At 66.9% G+C, this 20,301-nt stretch carries 13 protein-coding genes and 1 tRNA gene; all 14 read right to left on the bottom strand.

All coding sequences use genetic code 11. The features are described 5' to 3' along the window. Nucleotides 1-12 precede the first annotated feature (12 nt). On the bottom strand, nucleotides 13-795 hold the full coding sequence (locus tag IEW85_RS03170; RefSeq protein ID WP_188682680.1) for a fumarylacetoacetate hydrolase family protein: 783 nt from the start codon (nucleotides 793-795) through the stop codon (nucleotides 13-15). Between the two features lie 81 nt (nucleotides 796-876). Next, nucleotides 877-1,950 (bottom strand): branched-chain amino acid aminotransferase, encoded by a 1,074-nt coding sequence (locus IEW85_RS03165; RefSeq protein ID WP_229658746.1) that lies wholly within the window; start codon nucleotides 1,948-1,950, stop codon nucleotides 877-879. Then, nucleotides 1,947-3,014: a 3-isopropylmalate dehydrogenase gene (locus IEW85_RS03160; protein ID WP_188682678.1), complete on the bottom strand. Its 1,068-nt coding sequence runs from the start codon at nucleotides 3,012-3,014 to the stop codon at nucleotides 1,947-1,949. The genes IEW85_RS03165 and IEW85_RS03160 overlap by 4 nt, the downstream gene beginning before the upstream one ends. Before the next feature lie 3 nt (nucleotides 3,015-3,017). Continuing rightward, a complete protein-coding gene (metG, locus tag IEW85_RS03155) occupies nucleotides 3,018-4,634 on the bottom strand; it encodes a methionine--tRNA ligase (protein WP_188682677.1) in 1,617 nt (538 codons plus the stop codon). Further along, entirely contained in the window at nucleotides 4,631-6,229 is a 1,599-nt protein-coding gene (gene serA / locus IEW85_RS03150; RefSeq protein ID WP_188682676.1) for a phosphoglycerate dehydrogenase, read from the bottom strand. Before serA ends, metG begins: the two co-directional genes overlap by 4 nt. A 92-nt stretch (nucleotides 6,230-6,321) precedes the next feature. After that, on the bottom strand, nucleotides 6,322-7,350 hold the full coding sequence (gene ilvC / locus IEW85_RS03145) for a ketol-acid reductoisomerase (protein ID WP_188682675.1): 1,029 nt from the start codon (nucleotides 7,348-7,350) through the stop codon (nucleotides 6,322-6,324). 42 nt (nucleotides 7,351-7,392) lie between these two features. Further along, nucleotides 7,393-7,935 carry an acetolactate synthase small subunit gene (gene ilvN / locus IEW85_RS03140; protein WP_188682965.1) on the bottom strand — a complete coding sequence of 181 codons (543 nt, stop codon included), beginning with the start codon at nucleotides 7,933-7,935 and terminating at the stop codon, nucleotides 7,393-7,395. A gap of 10 nt (nucleotides 7,936-7,945) precedes the next feature. Then, a complete protein-coding gene (locus tag IEW85_RS03135) occupies nucleotides 7,946-9,769 on the bottom strand; it encodes an acetolactate synthase large subunit (protein WP_188682674.1) in 1,824 nt (607 codons plus the stop codon). A gap of 271 nt (nucleotides 9,770-10,040) precedes the next feature. Beyond that, nucleotides 10,041-11,798, bottom strand: coding sequence for a dihydroxy-acid dehydratase (gene ilvD / locus IEW85_RS03130; protein ID WP_188682673.1), 1,758 nt, complete (start codon nucleotides 11,796-11,798; stop codon nucleotides 10,041-10,043). Between the two features lie 16 nt (nucleotides 11,799-11,814). Further along, nucleotides 11,815-12,432: an ANTAR domain-containing response regulator gene (locus IEW85_RS03125; protein WP_188682672.1), complete on the bottom strand. Its 618-nt coding sequence runs from the start codon at nucleotides 12,430-12,432 to the stop codon at nucleotides 11,815-11,817. A gap of 29 nt (nucleotides 12,433-12,461) precedes the next feature. After that, nucleotides 12,462-12,542 (bottom strand) — tRNA-Leu (locus tag IEW85_RS03120). Between the two features lie 60 nt (nucleotides 12,543-12,602). After that, the gene (pyk, locus tag IEW85_RS03115; protein WP_188682671.1) at nucleotides 12,603-14,120 is read right to left on the bottom strand and encodes a pyruvate kinase; all 1,518 of its coding nucleotides are present in this window, start codon (nucleotides 14,118-14,120) and stop codon (nucleotides 12,603-12,605) included. A 94-nt stretch (nucleotides 14,121-14,214) separates the two neighbouring features. Next, the gene (locus IEW85_RS03110) at nucleotides 14,215-15,681 is read right to left on the bottom strand and encodes a glutamate synthase subunit beta (protein WP_188682670.1); all 1,467 of its coding nucleotides are present in this window, start codon (nucleotides 15,679-15,681) and stop codon (nucleotides 14,215-14,217) included. Further along, on the bottom strand, nucleotides 15,674-20,290 hold the full coding sequence (gene gltB / locus IEW85_RS03105; protein WP_188682669.1) for a glutamate synthase large subunit: 4,617 nt from the start codon (nucleotides 20,288-20,290) through the stop codon (nucleotides 15,674-15,676). Before gltB ends, IEW85_RS03110 begins: the two co-directional genes overlap by 8 nt. Nucleotides 20,291-20,301: the final 11 nt, after the last annotated feature.

Here is a 20,301-nt window from a genome sequence, read left to right as displayed (position 1 = left end):
CTGTCAGCGGTCTCAGTTGCGGAAGTGGTTGGTGAGGGTGCCGATGCCCTCAATCTCGGCGTCGAAGCGGTCACCCGCGCCGAGCTGCCCCACACCGGCCGGAGTGCCGGTGAGGATGACATCGCCGGGCAGCAGCGTGAAGGCCTGGGAGATGTAGGAGATGAGCTCGGGGACGCCGAAGATCATGTCTGCGGTGGTGCCGTCCTGGACGGTCTCGCCGTTGAGCTGGCCGATGATGGTCAGATCCTCCGGGTCCAGCTCGGTCTCGATCCACGGACCCAGCGGGGTGGAGCCGTCGAAGCCCTTGGCGCGGGCCCACTGGCCGTCGGTGCGCTGGGCGTCCCGAGCGGTCACATCATTGGCCACGGTGTATCCGAAGATGACCTCCGGCACGCGCTCCACCGGCACGTCCTTGCAGATGCGGCCGATGACCACGGCCAGCTCGGCCTCATAGCTGACCTCCTCGGAGAAGGAGGGTAGGGTCACCGGCTCATTGGGTCCGGAGACCGCCGTGTTGGGCACCAGGAACAGCAGCGGGGAGACCGGAGCCTCGCCGCCCATCTCCTTCGCGTGGTCGGCGTAGTTCTTCCCGACGCCGATCACCTTGGACCGCGGGATGATCGGCGCCACCAGCCGGACATCCTCCAGCTGATGGGTGGCTTCCACTCCGGGCACCTGCTGGATGCCCTGGTAGAAGGGGTCGCCGACGAGCTGGGTGATGGTCCCCTCCCCCGGCTCGCCTGTGACCAGGCCATAGGACGGTTCAGCGTCTGTGACGAATCGTGCAATGCGCATATCCGCCAGTCTATCGCCCACACGGTGAGGCGTCGGTGTGGCGCACTTGTCGGCGAACGCGCCTGGCTCAGCTCCGAACGGTCAGGCCAGGCGGTGCATCCAGCCGTGGCGGTCCTCCACCGCTCCGGTCTGGATGCCCAGCAGCTCCTCGCGGATGGCCTGGGTGACCTCACCGGTGCCGGTGGAGGCGATGGTCTTCTCCCCGTCCAGCAGCTCGCCGATGGGGGTGATCACCGCGGCGGTGCCGCAGGCGAAGACCTCGGTGATGGTGCCGTCGTTCACGCCGGCCTCCCACTCGTCGAGAGTGATGCGGCGCTCTTCCACGGTCAGGCCGCGGTCCCGGGCCAGCTGCAGCACCGAATCGCGGGTGATGCCCTCCAGGATGGTGCCGGTGAGCTCCGGGGTGATGATCCGGCCGTCGTCGGTCACCAGGAAGACGTTCATGCCGCCGAGCTCCTCAATGGCATTGTCGTGCAGCGGGTCCAAGAAGAGGACCTGGTCGCAGCCCTTCTCCGCGGCCTGCTGCTGCGGCAGCAGGGAGCCGGCGTAGTTGCCGCCGGTCTTGGCTGCACCGGTGCCTCCGGGAGCTGCCCGGACGTAATCGCGGGAGACCCAGATCTTCACCGGCTTGAGCTCGCCGCCGAAGTAGTTGCCCGCCGGTGAGGCGATCACCCGGTAGGAGATCTCCTTGGCCGGGCGCACGCCCAGGAAGGCCTCGGAGGCGAACATGAAGGGACGTAGGTACAGGGCCTCCCCCTCACCGGAGGGGACCCAGTCTCGGTCCGCGGAGACCAGCTGCTCCAGGGACTGGACGAAGTCCTGCTCATCCAGCTCCGGCAGCGCCATGCGACGGGCGGACCTGTTCATCCGGGCCGCATTGGCGAAGGGACGGAAGGTCCAGATGCCGCCGTCGCTGTGGCGGTAGGCCTTCATCCCCTCGAAGACCTCCTGGGCGTAGTGCAGCACGGCCGCCGCCGGGTCCAGGGTGATGGGGGCGTAGGCCTCCACACGCGCGTTCTGCCACCCGGCCTCTGCGGTCCAGTCGATCACCGCCGTGTGGTCGCTGAAGTTGGTCCCGAATCCGGGGTTCTTCAGCACCTCGACGATCTGCGCAGGGTCGGTGGGGTTCGGGTGGGGAACGACGTCGAACTTCACAGTGTCTCCTTGATCTTCGCGACGAAGGCGTCGCCGCGCTGGGCGGTGCTCAGACCGGTGGTGCCGGCCTGCGCCCATTCGGTCAGCTGGGCATGCACGGCCTGCTCCACGGCGCGCGCAGCCTCTGTCAGACCCAGATTATCGAGCATCAGGGCCGAGGAGAGCACCGCAGCAGTAGGATCGGCGATCTGCTGGCCTGCGATGTCTGGTGCCGAGCCGTGCACCGGCTCGAACATCGAGGGGTAGACGCCCTCGGCGTTGATGGAGCCGGAGGAGGCCAGCCCGATGCCCCCGGTGATCGCCGCGGCCAGATCGGTGAGGATGTCGCCGAAGAGGTTGTCGGTGACGATCACATCGAAGCGTTGCGGATCGGTGACCATGTGGATGGTGGCGGCGTCGACGTGCATATAGTCCCAGGTGACCTCGGGGAACTCCTCGGCCACCTCCCGGGTGGTGCGGGTCCACAGGTCACCGGCGTAGGTGAGCACGTTGTTCTTATGCACCAGGGTCAGCTTCTTCGAGCGCTCCTGCGCCCGGAGGAAGGCGTCCCGGACCACACGGCGCACACCGTGGGCGGTGTTCACCGAGACCTCGGTGGCGATCTCCTGGGGCGTGCCGCGGCGCAGCTGGCCGCCGTTGCCTGCATAGGGGCCCTCCGTGCCCTCACGCACCACGACGAAGTCGAAGTCGCCCTCGCCGTCCAGCGGAGTGGAGACTCCGGGGAAGGTCTGGGAGGGGCGCAGGTTCACACTGTGGTCCAGATTGAAGCGCAGGCCCAGCAGCAGCTCGCGCTCGATCACACCCGAGGGGATCCGGGCGTCCAACGGGTCGGCCCCGACGGCGCCGAAGAGGATGGCGCTGTGCTGCTTGAGCTTCTCCAGCGTCTCCTCCGAGAGGGTCTCGCCGGTCTCAAGCCAGTGGGCCGCACCCAGGGAGTACTCGGTGTAGCTGACCTGCGCTTCCACGCCGGACAGGACGGCGTCGAGGACCTTGCGGGACTCGGCGATGACCTCGGGGCCGATGCCGTCACCAGGGATGACAGCGATGTCGAACTGCTCTGCCATAGGTCAGGCCTCAGCTTTCTCGTCGGGGTCCTCGTGCCGGGGGAAGACCGGCTCGGGCTTGTCGATGGGGGTGCCGGGCTCCAGGGCCTCACCGAAGGCGGCGAAGCTGCGCGGGCCCTCGTTCGAGGCGTCGGTGGCGCCGGCGTCGCCGGATGCGGGCACGCCCAGGGCGTCCAGCAGCTTGGTAGCCGAGGTCGGCATCACCGGCTGGGCCAGCAGGGAGACTTTCCGCAGCACCTCGGCGGTCACGTAGAGCACAGTTCCCATGCGCTCCAGATCGGTCTTCTTCAGCTGCCAGGGCGCCATCTCGGCGAAGTAGGCGTTTGCCTCTCCCAGGACGAACCAGGTGCGCTCCAGCGCATGGTGGAAGTCCTGGACCTCATAGGCCTTCCGGGAGATCTCCAGCAGCTCCTCGGCCTGGGCCAGGATCGCCCGGTCCTCCTCGGTGAGCTCACCGAGCTGCGGGACCGCGCCCTCGCAGTTCTTCACGATCATCGAAAGGCTGCGCTGAGCGAGGTTGCCCAGATTGTTGGCGAGGTCGGAGTTCTTCCGGCCCACCACGGCGTCGTGGGTGTAGGAGCCGTCCTGGCCGTAGGGAAACTCACGCAGCAGGAAGAAGCGGACCGCGTCCAGGCCGTAGGTCTCGGTCCAGGCCGCGGGTGCCACGACGTTGCCCACGGACTTGGACATCTTCTCGCCGGCGTTGTGCAGGAAGCCGTGGATCATCACACGCTTGGGCAGATCCAGCCCCGCGCTCATCAGGAAGGCCGGCCAGAAGATGCAGTGGAACCGGGAGATGTCCTTGCCGATGATGTGCAGGTCCGCGGGCCAGCGGCGGCCGAAGGCCTCGGAGTCGACCTCGGGGAAGCCGGCGCCTGTCAAGTAGTTGGTCAGAGCGTCCACCCAGACGTACATGACGTGGTCCAGGCTGGTCTCACCCTCGGTGAGGTCCTTGGGCACCGGTACACCCCAGTCGAAGGTGGTCCGGGAGATGGAGAGGTCCTCCAAGCCCTGCTCCACGAAGCGGATGACCTCGTTGAAGCGGGAGCGCGGACCCGCGAAGTCCGGGTTCGCGGCGTAGAAGTCCAGCAGCGGCTGGGTGTACTTCGAGAGTCGGAAGAAGTAGGACTCCTCCTCGGTCCAGGTCACCGGGGTGCCGGTCTCGGCGGCGTAGCGCTCACCGTCTTCGCGGACCTCGGTCTCCTCCTCGGTGAAGAAGCGCTCATCGCGCACCGAGTACCACCCGGCGTATGTGTCCAGGTAGATGTCCCCGGCGTCGACCATGCGGCGCCAGATCGCCTGGGAGGCCTCGTAGTGGTCCTCATCGGTGGTGCGGATGAAGCGGTCGTAGGAGATGCCCAGCACCTCATCATCCACCGTCTTGATGGCCTGCGCGTTGCGGGTGGCCAGCTCGTAGGGGGTGATCCCCTCCTTCTCCGCGGTCTGCTGGACCTTCTGGCCATGCTCATCGGTGCCGGTGAGGAAGCGGACGTCGTAGCCATCGATCCGCTTGAAGCGGGCCATCACGTCGGCGGAGATGTACTCGTAGGCGTGACCGATATGCGGCTCACCGTTGGGGTAGGTGATCGCGGTGGTCATGTAGTAGGACGGCTTGCTCACTGATGCTCCTCCAGATCCACCTCAGCGGCCAGGGTGGCGCCGACCTCGGCGCTGATCTCCTCGAGCACACCGGTCGGAAGTGCGGCGTCGACGGCCAGCACGGCCAAGGCGCTGCCCTGCTTGGCGCTCTGCGAGACCTGCATCCCGGCGATGTTCACGCCCTTCTCCCCCAGGATCCGGCCGAGTGCGCCGACGACGCCGGGGCGGTCCGCGTACTCGAAGATCACCAGGTGATCGGTCAGAGTCACCTCGAGGTCGTAGCCGTTGATGCCCACGATCTTCTCGATCTGCTTGGGCCCGGTCAGAGTGCCCCGGACCTCCAGGTTGGTGCCCGAGGAGGTGGCTCCGCGCACGGTCAGCGCATTGCGGTAGTCCTCCACCTCGCTGGTGGTGGTCAGCCGGGTGGCGATCCCACGCTGCTCGGCCAGCACCGGAGCGTTGACGTAGGAGACCTGCTCGGAGACCACATCGGTGAACAGGCCCTTCAGAGCTGCCAGCTGCAGGGCGGAGACGTTGAGCTCAGCGATCTCGCCTGCCGCCTCGGTCTCCACATCGGTGAAGGCATCGGAGGCCAGGGCGTTGAGCACCCGGCCCAGCTTCTCGATCAGCGGGATGCCCGGGCGGACCAGCTCGTCGATGGCGCCGCCGGCCACGTTCACCGCATCCGGCACCAGCTCGCCGGCCAGCGCCAGACGCACCGACTTGGCCACGGAGACGCCGGCCTTCTCCTGGGCCTCCGCGGTGGAGGCGCCCAGATGCGGGGTCACCACCACGTTCTCGCGGCTGAAGAAGGGGAGGTCCGTGGAGGGCTCGGCGGAGAACACGTCGATCGCGGCACCGCCGATCTCACCGGCCTCCAGGGCAGTCTCCAGGGCCTCCTCGTCGATGAGGCCGCCGCGGGCCACGTTGACCACGAAGGCGGAGGACTTCATGGTGCGGAACTGCTCGGGGCCGATCATCCCGATGGTCTCAGGGGTCTTGGGCATGTGGACGGTGACCACATCGGCCTGCTCGTAGAGCTCCTCCAGCGTGACCAGCTGGGCGCCCAGCTGGTGGGCGCGGGCTGAGGTCACGTAGGGATCGAAGGCGATGATCTCCATGCCGAAGGCCTTCATACGCTCGGCCACCAGACCGCCGATGCGGCCCAGGCCGACCACGCCCAGCACCTTGTCCTGCAGCTCCACGCCGGAGTACTTGGAGCGCTTCCACTCCCCTGCCTTCAGCGCCTCATGCGCCGGAGAGATGTTCCGGGCCAGGCCCAGGATGTGGGCGCAGGTCAGCTCCGCGGCGGAGACGATGTTGGAGGTGGGCGCGTTGACCACCATGACGCCGGCCTCCGTCGCAGCCTTGACGTCCACGTTGTCCAGTCCCACACCGGCGCGGGCGACGACTTTGAGGCGCGGAGCCTGGGAGAAGACCTCGGCGTCGGCCTGGGTGGCGGAGCGGACCATGACCGCATCCGCATCGGCCAGATCGGCGAACAGGCGGGCGCGGTCGGTTCCGTCGGACTGACGGATCTCGAAGTCCGGCCCGAGGGCCTCGACGGTGGCGGGCGAGAGTTCCTCAGCGAGGACGACGACGGGGCGAGTGCTCAACGGAGTTCCTTCGTGGTAGCGGCGGTGTTCTGGGGGTCTGACGAAGAAGAGTGGGGGCCAGTCCGAAGACCGACCCCCACTATCTTAGGCATTCACCGTGCGGCGTTGCCTTCGGTGTAGTCGTCCTCCTGGTCGTTGATCCATGAGAACAGCTTGCGCAGCTCCCGGCCGGTGGGCTCGATCGGGTGCGACTCGTTCTTCCTGCGCAGCTCCTCGAACTCCTTGGCGCCTGCGCGCTGGTCGTCCATGAACCGCTGGGCGAAGGCGCCGGACTGGATGTCGGCCAGAACTGCCTTCATGTTCTCCTTGACCTCCGGGGAGATCACGCGGGGGCCGGAGACGTAGTCGCCGAACTCAGCGGTGTCGGAGATGGACCAACGCTGCTTGGTCAGACCGCCCTCGACCATCAGGTCCACGATGAGCTTGAGCTCGTGGAGCACCTCGAAGTAGGCGATCTCCGGCTTGTAGCCGGCCTCGGTCAGAGTCTCGAAGCCGTACTGCACCAGCTGGGAGGCACCGCCGCAGAGCACTGCCTGCTCACCGAACAGATCGGTCTCGGTCTCCTCGGTGAAGGTGGTCTCGATGACGCCGGCGCGGGTGCCGCCGATGCCCTTGGCGTAGGCCAGGGCGATGTCCTTGGCCTGGCCGGAGGGGTTCTGCTCCACGGCGATCAGCGCGGGCACGCCGCGGCCTGCCTCATACTCGCGGCGGACCACGTGGCCCGGGCCCTTCGGGGCGACCATGGCGACGTCGACATCCTCCGGCGGGTTGATGAAGCCGAAACGGATGTTGAAGCCGTGGGAGAACAGCAGGACGTTGTTCGCCTCCAGGTTGGGGGCGATCTCCTGCTGGTACACGCTCTCCTGGTGCTGGTCCGGCACCAGGATCATGATCACGTCGGACTCCTTGGCGGCCTCGGCCACCGGCTTGACGGTCAGACCCTGCTCCTCGGCCTTGGCCTTGGACTTCGAGCCCTCCTTCAGGCCGACGACGACGTCCACACCGGAGTCGCGCAGGGACAGGGAGTGGGCGTGGCCCTGGGAGCCGTATCCGATGACGGCGACCTTCTTGCCGGAGAGGACCGAGAGGTCGGCGTCGTCGTCGTAATAGAGGTCAGTCACTTCGAGATCTCCTCAGTTCGTCTTGCTGACTATTGCAGTGTTTCAGCGCAGTGCGCGGTCGGTCATGGACTTCGAGCCGCGGCTGATCGCAAGCGTCCCGGAACGGACGATCTCGCGCACGCCGTAGGGCTCGAGGACCTCGAGCAGTGCGTTGAGCTTATCGGGAGCGCCGGTGGCCTCGATGGTGAGAGAGTCCACTGAGACGTCCACGATCTTGGCGCGGAAGAGATCCACGGCCTGGGTCACCTGCAGACGGGTCGGCGAGTCAGCCTTGACCTTGATCAGCAGGTGATCGCGCTGGACCGAGTTCGCCGGTGCCAGCTCGATGATCTTGATGACGTTGATGAGCTTGTTGAGCTGCTTGGTGATCTGCTCGAGAAGCTCGGCGTCGGCATCCACCACCACGGTGATGCGTGAGAGGCCCTCGATCTCCGAAGGCCCCACGGCGAGGGAATGGATGTTGAAGGCACGCCGGGAGAAGAGCCCGGAGACTTTGGACAGCACGCCCGGGACATCCTCGACCAGCACGGAGAGGGTGCGGCGCTGGACCGCCCCCGGGGCCGGGGAGCCTTGGCTCTGGTTCACAGCACTCACCTTATTCCTCCTCGTCGAAGTCAGGGGTCATGTTCCGGGCGACCTGGATGTCGCTGTTGCTGACTCCGGCCGGGACCATCGGCCAGACCATGGAGTCACGGCTGACCACGAAGTCCACCACGACCGGGCGGTCGTTGATGGCCATGGCCTGGGCGATGACGTCGTCGAGGTCCTCCTCACGCTCACAGCGCAGCCCCACGCAGCCGTAGGACTCGGCGAGCTTCACGAAGTCGGGGATGCGCACGACCTCGTCGCCGTCGGGGTTCAGCGCCGTGTTCAGATCCGTGTTGGAGTAGCGGGACTCGTAGAACAGGGTCTGCCACTGGCGGACCATGCCGAGGCTGGAGTTGTTGATCACGGCGACCTTGATCGGGATGTTGTTGATCGCGCAGGTGGCCAGCTCCTGGTTGGTCATCTGGAAGCAGCCGTCGCCGTCGATGGCCCAGACTGTGCGGCCGGGGTTGCCGGCGGCGGCACCCATGGCGGCCGGCACGGAGTAGCCCATCGTGCCCAGTCCGCCAGAGTTCAGCCATTGCCGCGGACGCTCATAGTCGATGAACTGGGCCGCCCACATCTGATGCTGCCCGACGCCGGCCACATAGACCGCCTCCGGCCCTGCGGCCTCGCCGATCTTCTGGATCACCTGCTGAGGCGCGATGTTGCCGTCCTCCGGCGGCGTCCAGCCCAGCGGGTAGGTGTCGCGGATGCGGCTGAGCTGACGCCACCAGGCGTTCAGATCGGGCTCGCCCTCCTTGGCGACGACGTCCTCGTAGGCGGTCTTCAGCTCCGGGACGATCTCCTTGAGCGAGCCGACGATCGGCACATCGGCCAGCCGGTTCTTGGAGATCTCCGCGGGGTCCACATCGGCGTGGATGACCTTGGCCTCCGGGGCGAAGCTGTCCAGCTGCCCGGTGACGCGGTCGTCGAAGCGGGCACCCAGGGTGATCAGCAGATCGGACTTCTGCAGGGCGGCCACGGCGGAGACGGTGCCGTGCATGCCCGGCATACCCACGTTGAGCTCATGGGAGTCAGGGAAGGCGCCGCGGGCCATCAGAGTGTTGACCACCGGTGCGCCCACCGTCTCGGCCAGCTCGCGGAACTCCTCAGCGGCCTCGGCCTTGATCATGCCGCCGCCGATGTAGAAGACCGGACGCCGGCTGTCCTGGATCAGCTTGGCCGCCTCACGGACCTGCTTGGCGTGGCCGCGGGTGACCGGCTTATAACCGTTGAGCTCCAGCTTCGGCGGCCAGGAGAAGGTGGTCTTCGCGGTCTGGGCGGACTTGGTGATGTCCACCAGGACCGGACCCGGACGCCCGGAGGAGGCCAGGTGGAAGGCCTCCGCCATGATCTGCGGGATGTCGTCGGCGTCGGTCACCAGGAAGGCGTGCTTGGTGACCGGCGTGGCGATGCCGACGATGTCGGCCTCCTGGAACGCGTCGGTGCCGATGACCTGAGCATTGACCTGTCCGGTGATGGCCACCATCGGCACAGAGTCCATATTCGCGTCGGCCAGCGGAGTCACCAGGTTGGTGGCCCCGGGTCCGGAGGTCGCGAAGCACACGCCCACCTCTCCGGTCACCATGGCGTAGCCCTGAGCGGCATGGCCGCCGCCCTGCTCGTGGCGGACCAGCACATGATTGATCGTCGAGGAGTCCATGAGCGGGTCGTACGTGGGCAGGATGGCCCCGCCGGGGATGCCGAAGACATCGGTGATCCCGAGCTCCTCCAGACTGCGGATGATGGCCTGGGATCCGGTGACCTCCTCGGGCGCCACAGTGCGCCCTGGGCCGTAGAGCCGTGCATCGGTGGTGGTGGTCGTCAACATAGCCTCAATCCCTATCTGCCCCTGCACAGACGAAACCCCGGCTGTCGGAGTCCCTGGTCAGGGGCCCTCGTGCCGGGGTGAACGATCGCAAGCGCGTCAGTGCATGTGCAACGGTCCGCTCATTCCCCGGCGGGGCGAATGACGGGTACCACTACGACTAGCTGCTGGCGCATGTCTACGATCATTCCCGCAGGTGTGATACGTGTCAACACCCGGCATGGGCGTCTCATGATGTGGACCCTGAGGCCCCTATGGCGTGCGGACGGGCCGCTCAGCCGCAGTAGGCACCCTCTGCGGCCGAGCGGACCAGCTTGGCGTATTTGCCCAACACACCGGTGGTCACATACGGCGGCAGCGGCTCCCAGCCCGGGCTCTGCCGGCGGGCCTCGAGCTCGGACTCCTCCACCAGCAGCTCGATGCTGCGGCCGGCGATGTCCACCCGGATGGTGTCACCGTCGGCGATGTAGGCGATGGGGCCGCCGTCCACCGCCTCCGGGGCGATGTGGCCGATGCACAGCCCGGTGGTGCCGCCGGAGAAGCGGCCGTCGGTGATGAGCAGGACGTCCTTGCCCAGTCCGGCTCCCTTGATGGCACCGGTGATGGCGAGCATCTCGCGCATGCCTGGGCCGCCCTTGGGGCCCTCATAGCGGATGACGACGACGTCGCCGGCCTGGATCCTGTCCTCCTCCAGGGCCTTCAGCGCGGCCTGTTCCCGCTCGAAGACCCGAGCGGTGCCTTCGAAGACCTCGGCGTCGAAGCCCGCGGACTTCACCACCGCCCCCTCCGGCGCCAGGGAACCGCGCAGCACGGCGATGCCGCCGTTGCGGTGCATGGGATTGTCCAGGTTGCGGATGATGGTGCCGTCGATGTCCGGCGGGTTGATGGACTCGAGGTTCTCCGCCACGGTCTTTCCGGTCACCGTCAGGGCATCGCCGTGGAGCAGTCCGGCATCCAGCAGGGCACGCATGACCACCGGCACTCCCCCGACCTTGTCCACATCAGCCATCACATGCTGGCCGAAGGGCTTGAGGTCGCCCAGGTGCGGGACCTGGTCCGCGATGCGATTGAAGTCCTCCAGCTCCAGGTCCACGCCGGCCTCGCGGGCGATGGCCAGCAGGTGCAGCACAGCGTTGGTGGAGCCGCCGAAGGCCATGGTCACCGCGATGGCGTTCTCGAAGGCCTTCTTGGTCAGGATGTCTCCGGTGGTGATGCCCTGGCGCAGCAGCTCCACCACGGCTTCGCCGGCCTTATGCGCGTAGTGGTCGCGGCGGCGGTCCGCCGAGGGCGGTGCGGCCGAGCCGGGCAGGGACATGCCCAAGGCCTCACCGATGCAGGCCATGGTGTTGGCGGTGTACATGCCGCCGCAGGCGCCCTCGCCGGGGCAGATGGCGCGCTCGATGACGTCCAGATCGGCCTCGCTCATCGTGCCGCGGGCGCAGGCGCCCACGCCCTCGAAAGCGTCGATCAAGGTGACCTCCTTCTCCGAACCGTCGGAGAAGCGGGCGGTGCCGGGCATGATGGAGCCGGCGTAGAGGAAGACACTGGAGAGGTTGAGTCGTGCCGCGGCCATGAGCATGCCGGGCAGGGACTTGTCGCAGCCGGCCAGCAGGATGGAGCCGTCCAGGCGCTCGGCCTGCATGACGGTCTCCACGGAGTCGGCGATGACCTCACGGGACACCAGGGAGTAGTGCATCCCCTGGTGGCCCATGGAGATGCCGTCGGAGACCGAGATGGTCCCGAACTCCAGTGGGTAACCCCCACCGGCGTGCACACCCTCCTTGGAGGCCTTGGCCAGGCGGTCCAGGGAGAGGTTGCAGGGGGTGATCTCGTTCCAGGAGCTGGCGATGCCGATCTGGGCCTTGGACCAGTCGTCGTCGCCCATGCCGACGGCGCGGAGCATGCCGCGGGCCGGGGCCCGGGTGTAACCGTCGGTCACCTGCCAGCTGCGCGGCTTCTCCGGCGAGGAGGGCCCGGTGACAGGGGTGGGAGGGGTGAACGGTGCGGTGGACTCTGGGGTGCTCTCGGCCATAGGCCGATTCTATCCCTCAGCCCATCTGATCGATGACCGTCTCCGCAACTTCTCGCATAGAGAGACGCCGGTCCATCGAGGTCTTCTGGATCCACCGGAATGCCTCGGGCTCGGAGAGCCCCATCTTGGAGGTCAGCACCGACTTTGCCCGGTCCACCAGCTTGCGGGTCTCGAACTTATCGGCCAGCGAGGTGACCTCGTCCTCCAGCGCCCGGATCTCGTCGAACCGAGCAGCGGCCACCTCAATGGCCGGGATCAGGTCGTTCTGACTGAAGGGCTTGACCACATAGGCCATGGCCCCGGCCTCACGGGCGGACTCGACCAGGTCGCGCTGGGAGAATGCGGTGAGCATGACTACCGGGGCGATCCGCTCCTCGGCGATGGTCCTGGCCGCAGAGATGCCGTCCATGACAGGCATCTTCACGTCCATGACCACCAGGTCCGGTGTGGTCTCGCGAGCGAGCTCCACAGCCTTCTCCCCGTTGTCCGCCTCCCCGACGACCTCGTATCCGGCGCCGGTGAGAATCTCCACGATGTCGAGGCGGATCAGCGTCTCGTCCTCGGCGACGAGGACCCGCCGGCCCTGGGGTGCGCTGTCCTCAGGGGCCTGCGCCTCCTGCTGCTCTTCGCTCACGGTTCTCCTTCGGTCTGCGTGGCAGTCGGTGCCCGAAGTGGGACTCGAACCCACACACCTGAGGTACTCGATTTTGAGTCGAGCGCGTCTACCGATTCCGCCATTCGGGCATGAAGCTCCCCCAGCATAGCGCGAGATGCTGGGGGAGCTTCAATCAGCTGTTCTGCTGTCTATCGCGCACTTGCGGCACTCTGAGCGGGCCAGGGCCCCACCGGCTCCTTGTTCGGAGGCGGCACATCGCCGCGGCGCAGCGACTCGATGTCCTGGTTCTCGGGCAGGTCACCGATGCGGTGCACCTTGAGCATATTGGTGGTGCCGGCCTGGCCCGGAGGCGAACCGGCTGCGATGACCACCAGGTCGTCCGGCTGAGCGATGCCCTCCTCCAGCAGCTGTTGGTCCACCTGGGCGGTCATCTCATCGGTGTGCCCGGCGAAGTCCACCCAGCGGGGCTGCACGCCCCAGCTCAGGCAGAGGACGTTGTGGGTGTGCTCCACGTGGGTGAAGGCGAAGACAGGCTGCATCGGGCGCAGCCGGGACAGCCGCCGGGCCGAATCGCCCGACCGGGTGAAGGTGGCCAGGTAGTCGATCTCCAGGGTCTCGGCGATCTCGTTGGCCGCACGGGTGATCGCACCGCCGCGGGTCTTGGGGCGGGTGCCCAGCTGCGGGATGCGCTCCAGACCCTTCACCTCAGTGGTCCGGATGATGTTGGACATGGTCTCCACCGTGCGGACCGGGTACCTGCCCACAGAGGTCTCACCGGAGAGCATGACCGCATCGGCGCCGTCGAGGACTGCGTTGGCGCAGTCAGAGGCCTCCGCACGGGTGGGGCGCGGGTTGTCGATCATGGACTCCAGGACCTGGGTGGCCACGATGACCGGCTTGGCCCAGCGGCGGGCGAGCTCCACAGCTCGCTTCTGCACCACCGGGACCTCCTCCAGCGGAAGCTCCACACCCAGATCGCCGCGGGCGACCATGATGGCGTCGAAGGCGTCCACGATGTCCTGAAGCGCATCCACGGCCTGTGGCTTCTCGACCTTGGCGATGACGGGGACGCGGCGGCCCTCCTCATCCATGATGCGGTGCACGGCCTCGATGTCGGCGGCGTCGCGGACGAAGCTCAGCGCGATCATGTCGAAGCCGGTGCGCAGGGCCCAGCGCAGGTCCTCCTCATCCTTCTCCGAGAGCGCAGGGACGGAGACGGCGACTCCGGGCAGGTTGATCCCCTTGTTGTTGGAGACCGGGCCCGGCACGACCACCTCGGTGATCACATCGGTGTCGGTGACCTCCAGGGCCTGCAGCGAGACCTTGCCGTCATCGATCAGCAGGGTGTCGCCGGGGGCGACGTCCTGGGTCAGAGTCTTCAGGGTGGTGGAGCACCGCTCCTTGGTCCCCTTGATGTCCTCTGTGGTGATGGTGAACCGGTCGCCCACCGCCAGCTCATGTTTGGCATCGTCTTCGAAGCGACCCAGGCGGATCTTCGGACCCTGCAGGTCAGCGAAGAGCGCCACTGCCTTGCGCAGATCCTTGGAGACCTCGCGCACGGTGTTGTAGGTCGCCTCGTGGACGGTGTAGTCGCCGTGGCTCATATTCACCCGTGCGACGTCGACGCCTGCTTCGATGAGCTGGCGGGTTATCTCATAGCCGGCAGTAGCCGGCCCGAAGGTCGCGACGATCTTGGCGTGTCTCATGCCTCACCTTGTCTTTTCCGGATTGCTTCGAGGGGTGATGTCTCAGAAAGTTCCGGCACGACGCTGGGCCAGTGTGTCTTTCAGCACGACCCTATCAAGCAGACAGGGAAATCGGCTGGTCGCTGGGCTTGACCGGAGCCGGCAGCCGCGAGGAGCCCTCGAGGAACTCGTCGACCTCCTTGGCCACGGCCCGGCCCTCAGCGATCGCCCAGACCACCAGGGAGGCTCCGCGGCCGGCATCGCCCACCGAGAACACACCCTCAACATTGGTCTGGTAGTCCTCCGCGCGCTCGATGTTGCCGCGCTTGGCGAACTCCACGTCCAGCTGCGAGGTCAGGGTCTGCTGCTCGGCTCCGGTGAAGCCCAGGGCCAGCAGGACCAGATCCGCAGGGATCTCCTTCTCCGTGCCCGGCTTGGGCGTGCGGGAGCCGTCCTCGTTGTACTGGGTCTCGGCCACCTTGAGCGCACGGACGTTGCCGTTCTCATCGCCGAGCATCTCCACCGTGGAGGCCAGCCACTTCACCTCACCGCCCTCCTCATGGGCGCTGGAGACCTCGAAGACCCGCGGGTCCATGGGCCAGGGCTCATGCTCGGGACGCTGCGTGGGCAGCTCCTTGCCGATGGCCAGTGTGGTCACCGACTTCGCGCCGTGGCGGTGGGCGGTGCCGATGCAGTCGGCACCGGTGTCGCCCCCGCCCAGGACGACCACATGCTTGCCCTCGGCGTGTATCTGGTCCGGGACCTCGTCTCCGGCCACCGCCTTATTGGACTGCACCAGGTACTCCATGGCGAAATGCACACCGCTCAGGCCGCGGCCCTGGACCGGCAGGTCGCGCGGGACCATGGCGCCGGTGGCCACGACGACGGCATCATAGCTCTCCCCCAGGGAATCCCAGGTGATGTCCGCACCGATCTCGGTGGAGGTGTAGAAGCGCGTGCCTTCGGTCTGCATCTGGTCGATGCGGAAGTCGACGTGCTGCTTCTCCATCTTGAAGTCAGGGATGCCATAACGCAACAGTCCGCCCAGGCGGTCGTCACGCTCATAGACGGCCACCGTGTGACCGGCGCGGGTCAGCTGCTGGGCGGCGGCCAGGCCGGCCGGGCCCGAGCCGACCACGGCCACGGTCTTGCCGGTCAGCCGCTGTGGCAGCACCGGCTCCACATAGCCGCGGGAGATGGCCTCATCGGCGATCTCCACCTCAGACTGCTTGATGGTCACCGCCGGCTGGTTGATGCCCAACACGCAGGAGGTCTCACAGGGAGCGGGGCAGACCCGTCCGGTGAACTCTGGGAAGTTGTTGGTCATATGCAGTCGGGAGGAGGCCTCCTCCCACTGGTCCCGCCAGATCAGGTCGTTCCACTCGGGGATCAGGTTCCCCAGCGGACAGCCGGTGTGGCAGAACGGGATGCCGCAGTCCATGCACCGGCTGGCCTGGGTCTGGACCAGGCCCCGCTCATTGCGCTCATAGACCTCGTTGAAGTCCATGATGCGCACCGGAACCGGGCGTGAGGGCCTGCTCTGACGCTCACGATGTTTCAGAAAGCCGCGCGGATCAGCCACGGGTCACCTCCAGGATCTTCTGCCATGCCTCATCGCTGTCGGGGTCCATGCCCTCATCCAGGGCCTCGGACCGGGCGCGCAGCACGGCGTCGTAGTCGCGCGGGAGCACCTTGGTGATGCGTGAGAAAGTGTCATCAGGATCGGCCAGCAGCCGCTCGGCCACCTCGGAACCGGTCTCCTCGACATGCCGACGCAGCAGGTCCAGCACGATCTGCCGGTCCTCCTCATCCGGGGTCAGCAGCAGCAGATCGCCCTTGGTCCGTGCCTGAGCGTTGAGCTTCTGCTCTTCGAAGTCCAGGACGAAGGCGGTGCCGCCGGACATGCCGGCGCCGAAGTTCCGGCCGGTGGGGCCGATGATCAGCGTCTGACCGCCGGTCATGTACTCACAGCCGTGGTCGCCGATGCCCTCCACCACTGCGGTCACACCGGAGTTGCGGACCAGGAAGCGCTCGCCGACCTGGCCACGCAGGAACATCTCGCCGGAGGTCGCGCCGTAGCCCAGCACGTTGCCGGCGATCACGTTGTCCTCCGCAGTCAGCGGCGCGGCCGGATCCGGGTGGACCACGATCCGTCCGCCAGAGAGGCCCTTGCCGACATAGTCGTTGGCATCGCCGGAGAGCCGCAGCGTCACACCGTGGGGCAGGAAGGCGCCCAGTGACTGGCCGGCCTCCCCATGCAGGTCCACGGTGATGGTGTTGTTCTCCAACGTGCTCAGGCCCTGGGCCTTGGTGACCTCATGGCCGAGCATAGTGCCCACGGAACGGTCGGTGTTGATCACCTTGGACTCCAGGTGCACCGGCTGGCCCTGGCGGATGGCCGCCTGAGCCTGCTCGATCAGCGCCATGTCGAAGTGCTTCTCCAGCTCATGGTCCTGTCCTGCGGTGCGCCGCAGCATCTGCGAGGTCACCGGGTCCTCGGGGTCGTAGCCGCCGAGCACGGAGTCCAGGTCCAGCCCCTCGGTCTTCCAATGCCGCTTGGCATCGTCCATGTCCAGGGAGTCGATGTGGCCGATGGCCTCGTCCAGGCTGCGGAAGCCGAGCTCCGCCAGGTACTCGCGCACCTCCTGGGCCACGAACTCGAAGAAGTTGACCACGTGGTCGGCCTGGCCGGTGTAACGCTCACGCAGCGTGGGGTTCTGCGTGGCCACACCCACCGGGCAGGTGTCCAGATGGCAGACGCGCATCATGATGCAGCCCGAGACCACCAGCGGGGCGGTGGCGAAGCCGTACTCCTCAGCGCCCAGCAGCGCGGAGATCACCACATCGCGGCCGGTCTTGAGCTGACCGTCCACCTGCACGGTGACGCGCTCGCGCAGACCGTTGAGCATCAGCGTCTGCTGAGCCTCGGCCAGGCCGAGCTCCCAGGGGGCGCCGGCATGTTTCAACGAGTTCAGCGGGCTGGCGCCGGTGCCGCCGTCATGGCCGGAGATCAGCACGACGTCGGCCTTCGCCTTGGTCACACCGGCGGCCACAGTGCCCACACCGTTGAGCGCGACCAGCTTCACGTGGACCCGGGCGTCGGTGTTGGAACGCTTCAGGTCATAGATCAGCTGTGCGAGATCCTCGATGGAGTAGATGTCGTGGTGCGGCGGCGGGGACACCAGGGACACGCCGGGGGTGGAGTGACGGGTCTCGGCCACCCAGGGGTAGACCTTCTTGCCCATGAGCTGGCCGCCCTCACCGGGCTTGGCTCCCTGGGCCATCTTGATCTGCAGGTCGTCTGCGTGGGTCAGGTACTGGCTGGTCACGCCGAAGCGGCCCGAGGCGATCTGCTTGATCGCGCTGCGGCGCTCCGGATCCACCAGGCGGGCCGGGTGTTCGCCGCCCTCACCGGTGTTGGAGCGTGCCTTCAGCCGGTTCATGGCCACAGCCAGGGTCTCGTGCGCCTCCTGGGAGATGGAGCCGTAGCTCATCGCACCGGTGTTGAAGCGCTTGACGATCTCGGAGACCGGCTCGACCTCGCTGATCGGGATGGGATCCCGCTTGGCCTTGAACTTCAGCAGCCCACGCAGGGTCATCAGCGCCTCGGACTGCTCGTCCACGGACTCGGTGTACTGCTTGAAGATGTCGTAGCGGCGCGACTTCGTGGAGTGCTGCAGCTTGAAGACGGTCTCCGGGTTGAACAGATGCGGCGGGCCCTCGCGGCGCCACTGGTACTCGCCGCCGACCTCCAGCTCGTCCCCGCGGCCCAGATCGTTGCCGTCCGGCGGATAGGCCTTGGCGTGGCGCTCCTGGATCTCTTTGGTCAGGATATCCAGCCCGACGCCGCCCATGGGCGAGTGTGTGCCGGAGAAGTACTGGTCCACCACGTGCTGGGCCAGGCCCACAGCCTCGAAGGTCTGGGCGCCGCAGTAGGAGGCCACCGTGGAGATGCCCATCTTGGACATGATCTTCAGCACACCCTTGCCCAGTGCGGTGAGCAGGTTGTGCACCGCTTGGGACTCGGAGACGTTGTTGATCTCGCCGCGGCGGACCATGTCCTCTGCGGTCTCCATGGCCAGGTAGGGGTTCACCGCTGCTGCGCCGTAGCCGATCAGGCAGGCGACATGGTGGACTTCGCGCACGTCACCGGCCTCCACGATGAGCGAGGCACGGGTGCGGTTGGCCGACTTCAGCAGGTGGTGGTGGATGGCCGAGAGCAGCAGCATCGACGGGATCGGGGCCCACTGCGCATTGGAGTCGCGGTCGGAGATCACGATGTAGCTGACTCCGCGGTTCACCGCGGCCGAGACCTTCTCACAGATCTCGCGGATCCGCTGGCGGAACTCCTCCTCGGAGCTGCCCACCCGGTAGAGGCCGCGGACCTTCATCGCGATCTTCTGGCCTTCGTCGTTGCGGATGTTGGAGATCTTGGCCAGCTGATCGTTGTCGATCACCGGGAAGTCCAGGGCCACCTGCTTGGCCTTGACCTGGTCATTGGTCAGCAGGTTGCCGTTGGGCCCGATGTGCAGGCCCAGTGAGGTCACCAGCTCCTCGCGGATGGCGTCCAGCGGCGGATTGGTCACCTGGGCGAAGCTCTGGATGAAGTAGTCGAAGAGCAGCCGCGGGCGGTCGGCCAGCACAGCGATCGGGGTGTCGGTCCCCATGGCACCCAACGGCTCGGCGCCGGTGGAGGCCATCGGGCCGATCAGGACCTTGAGCTCCTCGTGGGTGTAGCCGAAGGTCTGCTGGCGCAGCCGCACGGACTCCGCCGGATGGCGGACGTGCAGGCGCTCGGGCAGCTCCTTGAGATCGATCAGGTTCTCATCCACCCAGTCCTGCCAGGGCTGGGCGGAGGCGAACTCGGACTTGATCTCGTCATCCTCGATGATGCGTCCCTCGACGGTGTCGAGCAGGAACATCATGCCCGGTGCCACGCGGCCCTTGCGGACCACGGTGGAGGGCTCGATGTCGATGACGCCCACCTCTGAGGACATGACCACCAGGCCGTCGTCGGTGACCCAATAGCGGGCCGGGCGCAGACCGTTGCGGTCCAGCACCGCACCGACCTGCCTACCGTCAGAGAAGGCGATGGCGGCCGGGCCGTCCCAGGCCTCCATGAGCATGGAGTGGTAGCGGTAGAAGGCCCGCAGGTTCGGGTCCATGGTGCTGTGGTTCTCCCAGGCCTCCGGGATCATCATCCGCATGGCCTGGGACAGGGGGCGCCCGGAGAGCATGAGCAGCTCGGCGGCCTCGTCGAAGGAGGCGGAGTCCGAGGCGCCCGGGGTGCAGATCGGGAAGAGGTACTCCGGGTCCTCCCCCAGCAGCTCCGAGGACATCATGGACTGACGAGCACGCATCCAGTTCCGGTTGCCCTTGACCGTGTTGATCTCGCCGTTGTGGGCGATGTTGCGCATGGGCTGCGCCAGCGGCCAGGACGGGAAGGTGTTGGTGGAGAACCGTGAATGGACGATGCCCAACGTGGTCTTGAAGCGCTGGTCTGAGAGGTCCGGGAAGAACGGCTCCAGCTGCGCAGTGCTCAGCATGCCCTTATAGACGATGGTCTGCGAGGACAGCGAGGGGAAGTAGACGCCCAGGCGGTTCTGCGCACGCTTGCGCAGGCGCCAGGCCCGCTGGTCCAAGGACCCGGAGGCGGACTCCTGAAACTCCGGGGAGTCTTCATCGGCCAGGGCCAGGAAGAGCTGCCGGAAGTGCGGCATGGACTCCTTGGCCAGCGTGCCGATCATCGAGGAGTCGATGGGGACCTCTCGCCAGCCCAGGACCTTCAGGCCCTGCTCACCGACCATGTCCTCCAGGGAGGAGGCCATCTGCTCGCGCTCGGCGGAAGACTGCGGCAGGAAGGCGGTGCCGGCGGCGTACTCCCCTGCTGCGGGCAGGTCGAAGTCCACCACGGCGCGGAAGAACTCATCGGGGATCTGGGTCAGCAGGCCCGCACCGTCACCGGTGCCGACGTCACCACCCACAGCTCCTCGGTGCTCCAGGTTGCGCAGCGCGACCAGGGCGTGGTCGACGATGTCATGGCCCGGCTCGCCACGCAGTGTGGCGATGGCGGCCATGCCGCAGTTCTCGTGCTCATTGGCCGGGTCGTAGAGACCCGCCTTCTCGGGATAGGCGGCAAAGCGCACAAAGGGGCTGATGACATTCTCATCAGACAGGACCTCAGCGGACATGGCGCTATTCC

This window comes from Nesterenkonia cremea (assembly GCF_014642675.1).
GTDB lineage: Bacteria > Actinomycetota > Actinomycetes > Actinomycetales > Micrococcaceae > Nesterenkonia > Nesterenkonia cremea.
This window is presented reverse-complemented; position numbering and strand designations above follow the sequence as displayed.

Coding starts and splice junctions, on each gene's coding strand:
- pyk (WP_188682671.1), bottom strand. CDS start 14,120: ATGAGACACGCCAAGATCGTCGCGACCTTCGGGCCGGCTACTGCCGGC.
- gltB (WP_188682669.1), bottom strand. CDS start 20,290: ATGTCCGCTGAGGTCCTGTCTGATGAGAATGTCATCAGCCCCTTTGTG.
- IEW85_RS03135 (WP_188682674.1), bottom strand. CDS start 9,769: ATGTTGACGACCACCACCACCGATGCACGGCTCTACGGCCCAGGGCGC.
- IEW85_RS03160 (WP_188682678.1), bottom strand. CDS start 3,014: ATGGCAGAGCAGTTCGACATCGCTGTCATCCCTGGTGACGGCATCGGC.
- ilvD (WP_188682673.1), bottom strand. CDS start 11,798: ATGGCCGAGAGCACCCCAGAGTCCACCGCACCGTTCACCCCTCCCACC.
- IEW85_RS03170 (WP_188682680.1), bottom strand. CDS start 795: ATGCGCATTGCACGATTCGTCACAGACGCTGAACCGTCCTATGGCCTG.